This window comes from Corynebacterium sp. HMSC056E09 (assembly GCF_001813425.1).
GTDB lineage: Bacteria > Actinomycetota > Actinomycetes > Mycobacteriales > Mycobacteriaceae > Corynebacterium > Corynebacterium hesseae.
In genome coordinates, this window is the sequence record NZ_KV812498.1 from 1 (window position 1) to 1,306 (window position 1,306).

1 protein-coding gene is annotated in these 1,306 nt (G+C 55.1%); it reads left to right on the plus strand.

Features of this window, described 5'->3' with window-relative positions:
* Positions 1-50: 50 nt before the first annotated feature.
* A protein-coding gene (locus HMPREF2912_RS07170; RefSeq protein WP_148139406.1) for an IS3 family transposase occupies positions 51-1,276 on the plus strand; the annotation gives its coding sequence in 2 pieces (ribosomal slippage) (positions 51-330 and positions 330-1,276; 1,227 coding nt in all).
* Positions 1,277-1,306 lie beyond the last annotated feature (30 nt).

Below are 1,306 nucleotides of genomic sequence, written 5' to 3' on the forward strand. Positions count from 1 at the left end.
TTGAAGCGTCCTGGGTTTAGTTCCTACCTCAGCTAAGGAAGGATTGAACTATGCCTAGAAAGTATTCCGTCGAGTTCAAGGAAAAGGCGGTCCATCAGATCATCGAAATGGTCCGCCTGGAGTCCTGCTCACTGCAACGCGCCTACACGGAGGTCGGTGAGCTGCTTGGAGTATCTCACCACACGTTGCGGGCTTGGTACCGTGACAGCGCTTCAGCACGTGATGACTCTGACGCGTCTGGCGGCGAAACAATGGAAGAAGAACTCAAGCGTCTGCGCCGCGAAAACCGCGAACTGAAACGAGCAAACGGGATTCTTAAGACTGCTTCGGCTTTTTTCGCAGCGGAACTCGACCGACCCACGACCAAATGATCTCTTACATCGACGCGTATAAGGATCAGTTTGGGGTCGAGGCCATCTGCCGAGTCCTCAAACAAGCAGATCGTGGATTCATCACCTCACGCGGCTACCGCAAAGCCACCACACGCGTTCCCAGTGCAAGGACCTTAAACGATAGCCTTCTCATCCCAGAGATACAACGTGTGCATGCGCAGAATTTCTCGGTCTACGGCATCCGCAAAATGTGGCACGCGATGAACCGTGAAGGCTTTCATATTGGTCGCGATAAGACTGCACGACTGATGAAGCTAGCAGGTGTTTCCGGCCGCAGACGTGGACGAACCCCCGTGACAACGATCAGCCCGAAGAAACCGGATCATCGCCCAGACCTAGTGCAGCGAAACTTTCGTGCACAAGCACCAGGCCGGCTGTGGGTTGCCGACATTACCTACGTTCGCACCCTGTCAGGATTCGCCTACACCGCGTTTGTCGTGGATGCCTACAGCCGAAAGATTGTTGGTGTTGCTACACGCTCAACGATGCGCACCGATGCGCTACCCATGGAGGCCTTGGAGCATGCGTTAACGACTGCAGGGCGAATCCATGGAAACCAACTGATTCACCACAGCGATCGGGGCAGCCAGTACGTGTCACTGAAGTATTCCACCGCTCTCGCGGAATCCGGAATCCGGCCGAGTGTGGGAACAGTCGGCGATTCCTATGACAATGCTCTAGCTGAGACCGTCAACGGTCTCTACAAGGCGGAACTGATTCATGCCCAAGGCCCGTGGACATCGGTCGGAGAAGTCGAACTGGCCACCTTGCGGTGGGTGCATTGGTGGAACACTAAGCGGCTTCACGAAGCTTTGGACTACGCCACCCCACAGGAAGTAGAAACCGAGTACTATCTCACCCAGCCCATCAACACAGGGCCGTAAAAGAAGCGGAACTAAACCCAGGACGCTTCA